A 3,815-nucleotide genomic window follows, 5' to 3' on the forward strand; every position below is an offset into this window, starting at 1 on the left:
CGCTTTGGTTGCGTCAGCCTTGGCTCCGTCGGGCGCCGGCACATCCGACTTCTGCTTGCAGGCCTTCAGCCAGACGTCGTAGACGGCATGCTCGACGGCGTTGAGGCCGGGGCTTTCGGCAAACATCCAGCCGGTGAAGATGCGGCGGATCTTGCGGTCGAGCGTGATCTCGTCGACCTCGACGAAGGAATCGGTCTTCGGCGCCTCCGCCTGCGGCCGCGAATAGCAGACGCGCGGCGTCACCTGCAAAGCGCCGAACTGCACCGTCTCGTCGATATAGACATCGAAGGTGATGATCCGGCCGGTGATCTTGTCGATACCGGCAAACTCGGCAACGGCATTGGTAACCCGGTCCGCTCCCGCGGGCGGCGCCGGCGCGGGTGCCGCGGGCTCAGGCGAAGCGGCGAAGGCCACGGTGCTGACGGCAAGACCGGCGGCTAGCGCCAGACTGGCCGATATTGAGTAAGAAAAGCTCATGCAAAGATACCGGTGGTTCGCGCCCGGGTGATTCTGTCGATCGCCAAGGCTAGTCGCCGTTTTCTGATCAGCAAGCAGCTAAACACCAATTGTGGCGATAAAGGACCGGCTTGCACCCTGTCGCTACGACCCGGGTGTCCAGGCATCGTAGTCGCCGGTGACCTGCGGGCGATGCTGATTGGTGAGCACCGAGCCCTTCGGACGATAGGCCGCCGGGCTGCCGGTCAGATTGGGCTGATGCGGCTTCTGCCAGTCGCGTGGCTTGTAGTCCTCGCTGGACGGCGCGACGTCGACACGGTGGTGCATCCAGCCGTGCCAGCCGGGCGGTATCGCCGAAGCTTCCGAATAATTGCGGTAGATGACCCAGCGGCGCGTGCGGCCTTCCGAATCGATGCCGCCTTCGTAGTAAAAATTGCCGGTCTCGTCCTGGCCGACCTTCTTGCCATACCGCCACGTGTGCAGGCGGGTTCCTATCGTCTGGCTGTTCCACCAGGTGAAAAACTGCGTAAGGAAAGTCTTCATCTCAAAACCCTCGCGCCGGCAGCGCCCGTTTCCTGCTTATGGCGTCAGGCCTTGCCGAAGGCAAGGCTTTTGCCACGGCGTGTGCGCAAATGGCTTTCCTGAAACCCGACACAAGCCTGTGATCCTGCCGGTGGCTGCATGCACGCTTGCCAAGCCTTTGCGGTGTTTCTAAAGCTCTGCGCGCCCATGCTTGTATCCAGCCCGGCTTGAGGCCAAAGGAGGTGACGATTGGCCACGGAATTGCCGACCACCGACATGCGCATCAGCGCCGAGGCGATTCGCCACCGCAAGGGCGGCGCGCCGATCGTTTGCCTGACCGCCTATACCTATCCCATCGCCCGTCTGCTTGATCACCATGTCGATCTGCTTCTGGTCGGTGACAGTGTCGCCATGGTCCTCCACGGCCACAAGACGACACTGGGTGCCTCGCTGGAGATGATGATCGCACATGGGCAAGCCGTGATGCGCGGCTCGGCCAGTGCCTGCGTCGTCGTCGACCTGCCGGCTGGCAGCTATGAGGTCACGGCAGCACTTGCCGTCGCCTCGGCGCGGCGGGTCGTCGACGAAACCGGCTGCCAGGCGGTAAAGCTCGAAGGCGGCGTCGACATGGTTAGCCAGATCGCGGCCATCGTCGCCGCCGGCATTCCGGTCATGGGGCATATCGGCCTGCAGCCGCAATCGGTCGAGAAGGACGGCGGCTACAAGATCAAAGGCCGCACCGAGGAGGCTGTTGCGGCTTTGCTTCGCGATGCGCTCGCCGTCGAGAACGCCGGGGCTTTCTCGGTGGTCATCGAAGGCACGGTCGAGAGGGTCGCCGCCGATATCAGCCGCCGCCTCGCCATCCCAACCATCGGCATCGGCGCCAGCGGCGACTGCGACGGCCAGATCCTGGTCACCGACGACATGGTCGGGCTGACCGTCGATCGCGTGCCGAAATTCGTCAAGGAATACGCCGACCTGCGCAACGCGATCTCGCATGCCGCAAAGAGCTATGCAGCAGAAGTGCGAAACCGGACATTCCCGGGCCCCGGCCATGTCTTTTCGGCGACAAACAGCAGGGATGACGCATGAGCCAACCCGTCGTCGTCGATAGCGTTGCCGCACTTCGCACGCAAATCCATGACTGGCGCCGTGACGGCCTTCGTGTCGCCATGGTGCCGACCATGGGCGCTTTGCACGACGGGCACATCTCGCTGGTCAGGATCGCACTCGAAAAAGCCGAGCGCTGCGTCGTGTCGATCTTCGTCAACCCGACACAGTTCGCGCCGAGCGAAGACCTCGACAAGTACCCGCGCCAACTCGCCCGCGATCTCGACCGGCTCGGCGCGGCAAAGGCCGACCTTGCTTTCACACCGACGGTTGGCGAGATGTATCCCGCCGGCTTCGCCACGAAAATCTCGGTCGGCGGCCCCTCCGCCGGGCTCGAATCGGACTTTCGGCCGACCTTTTTCGAAGGCGTCGCCACCGTCGTGGCAAAGCTCCTCCTGCAGGCAACGCCCGACTTTGCGGTCTTCGGCGAGAAGGACTACCAGCAGCTTTGCGTGGTGAGACAGCTCTGCGGCGATCTCGACCTGCCCGTCGAGATCGTCGGCGCCCCGACGATACGCGACGCGCATGGTCTCGCCATGTCGTCACGCAACGCCTATCTCGATGAGGCCGAACTGAAGGTCGGCCGCCAACTCAACGTGATATTGCGCAAAACGGCTGCGGCCCTGGCGGCAGGCGCCCACCAAACCGACGCAACCGAAGAGGCCAGCCGCGACCTCATCGCCGCCGGTTTCCAGAAGGTCGACTATGTCGAGGCACGCGAAAGCCTGACGCTTGCGCCATGGCGTCGAAACCGCGAAGGGCGTCTTCTCGCAGCGGCATGGCTCGGCAAAACCAGGCTAATCGACAATGTGGGGGTTCCCGCTGCCTAGCGAAGGCTCGATCCTCCGCGGCGGATTGCTGCCGCGCCTAGCTCTCGCTCTTTTGCCGGCCGGCCCTGACGATCAGGTGTCCCGCGACGATCCCAACCACCCCGGCAAAGGCTTTCACCAATGCATCGATGAGGCGTGCATGGCGACCGGGATCAATGAGCTGAAGCAGTTCCAGCATGCCGGCGATCACAGCCACAAAGATCACCACTTGATACAGTCGGTTGGGGAAGCCGACCGCGAGGGCGAAGCCTAGCAGGACATAAGCCAAGGCACGCTCGACATTTGCTTCAGCGAGATGCGGCCGCATCTGGATCGGCGACAAGGTCGCGAAAATGATGATGGCGAGCAGCGCCAGCGCCGCAGTGCGGAACAATTTGGTCATGGCCCTTGCATATCCGTGGTGAGCCGGCACGGCAAACGCCGCGATGACGCATGGCCGGGTCGCGGCCGCCATTGCTGCCCGCCAGTGGCCTTCGCCGAACTATTCCTCCGTCGGCATATGCAGATACATCGACTGGATGCCGACACGGCCCGGTCCGGTGAATCGGTTGACGATGAAATTCATGTTGGCGCCGAAGAAGCCGCTCGACAGGCGATCGATCTTGGTCTCCATCCTGACCGAGGCATCCTTGAACAGCCAGCCGCCTGGTTCGATGTCGATGGTTTCGCCGGCGGCGAGCGTCTTTTCGAAGACGTTGCCATAGCCGTGCAGCCAGACGATGCCATCGCCGGAATCACCGCGAAAGCGGTCGATGAAAAAGCCGCTCTGGCCGAACAGCATCGTCGCCAGGCCGCGCACCCGTTCGAAGGTGTAGTCGACATTGCCGGTGGCGGCGAGAAACTGGTGCTCGCGCACCTGGATCTCTTCGCCGTGCCTGAGATGGATCGGCACGATGT

The 3,815-nt window shown here is 63.2% G+C and carries 6 protein-coding genes; 2 read left to right on the top strand and 4 right to left on the bottom strand.

Annotation, left to right across the window (positions count from 1 at the left end):
* Positions 1-477 (bottom strand): DUF2155 domain-containing protein (locus ENZ74_RS24935; RefSeq protein WP_127313054.1); only part of this gene is annotated, 477 nt, incomplete at its 3' end.
* A 123-nt stretch (positions 478-600) separates the two neighbouring features.
* Complete coding sequence (locus tag ENZ74_RS24940) at positions 601-999, bottom strand: NADH:ubiquinone oxidoreductase subunit NDUFA12 (RefSeq protein WP_013531353.1); 399 nt, start codon at positions 997-999, stop codon at positions 601-603.
* Between the two features lie 255 nt (positions 1,000-1,254).
* Between ENZ74_RS24940 and panB the strand changes: the two genes are divergently transcribed.
* Both panB and panC read left to right on the top strand, forming a co-directional pair.
* Positions 1,255-2,070, top strand: coding sequence for a 3-methyl-2-oxobutanoate hydroxymethyltransferase (gene panB / locus ENZ74_RS24945; RefSeq protein WP_032808013.1), 816 nt, complete (start codon positions 1,255-1,257; stop codon positions 2,068-2,070).
* Positions 2,067-2,918 carry a pantoate--beta-alanine ligase gene (gene panC, locus ENZ74_RS24950; protein ID WP_063168095.1) on the top strand — a complete coding sequence of 284 codons (852 nt, stop codon included), beginning with the start codon at positions 2,067-2,069 and terminating at the stop codon, positions 2,916-2,918. Before panB ends, panC begins: the two co-directional genes overlap by 4 nt.
* A 37-nt stretch (positions 2,919-2,955) precedes the next feature.
* Here the strand turns inward: panC and ENZ74_RS24955 are convergent, their stop codons facing one another.
* Positions 2,956-3,300 (bottom strand): hypothetical protein, encoded by a 345-nt coding sequence (locus tag ENZ74_RS24955; RefSeq protein WP_063170249.1) that lies wholly within the window; start codon positions 3,298-3,300, stop codon positions 2,956-2,958.
* Between the two features lie 99 nt (positions 3,301-3,399).
* A partial coding sequence (locus ENZ74_RS24960; RefSeq protein WP_206522323.1) for an AIM24 family protein occupies positions 3,400-3,815 on the bottom strand: 416 nt, incomplete at its 5' end.

The organism is Mesorhizobium sp. M7A.F.Ca.CA.002.15.2.1 (genome assembly GCF_003998715.1).
GTDB classification, from domain to species: Bacteria; Pseudomonadota; Alphaproteobacteria; order Rhizobiales; family Rhizobiaceae; genus Mesorhizobium; species Mesorhizobium ciceri.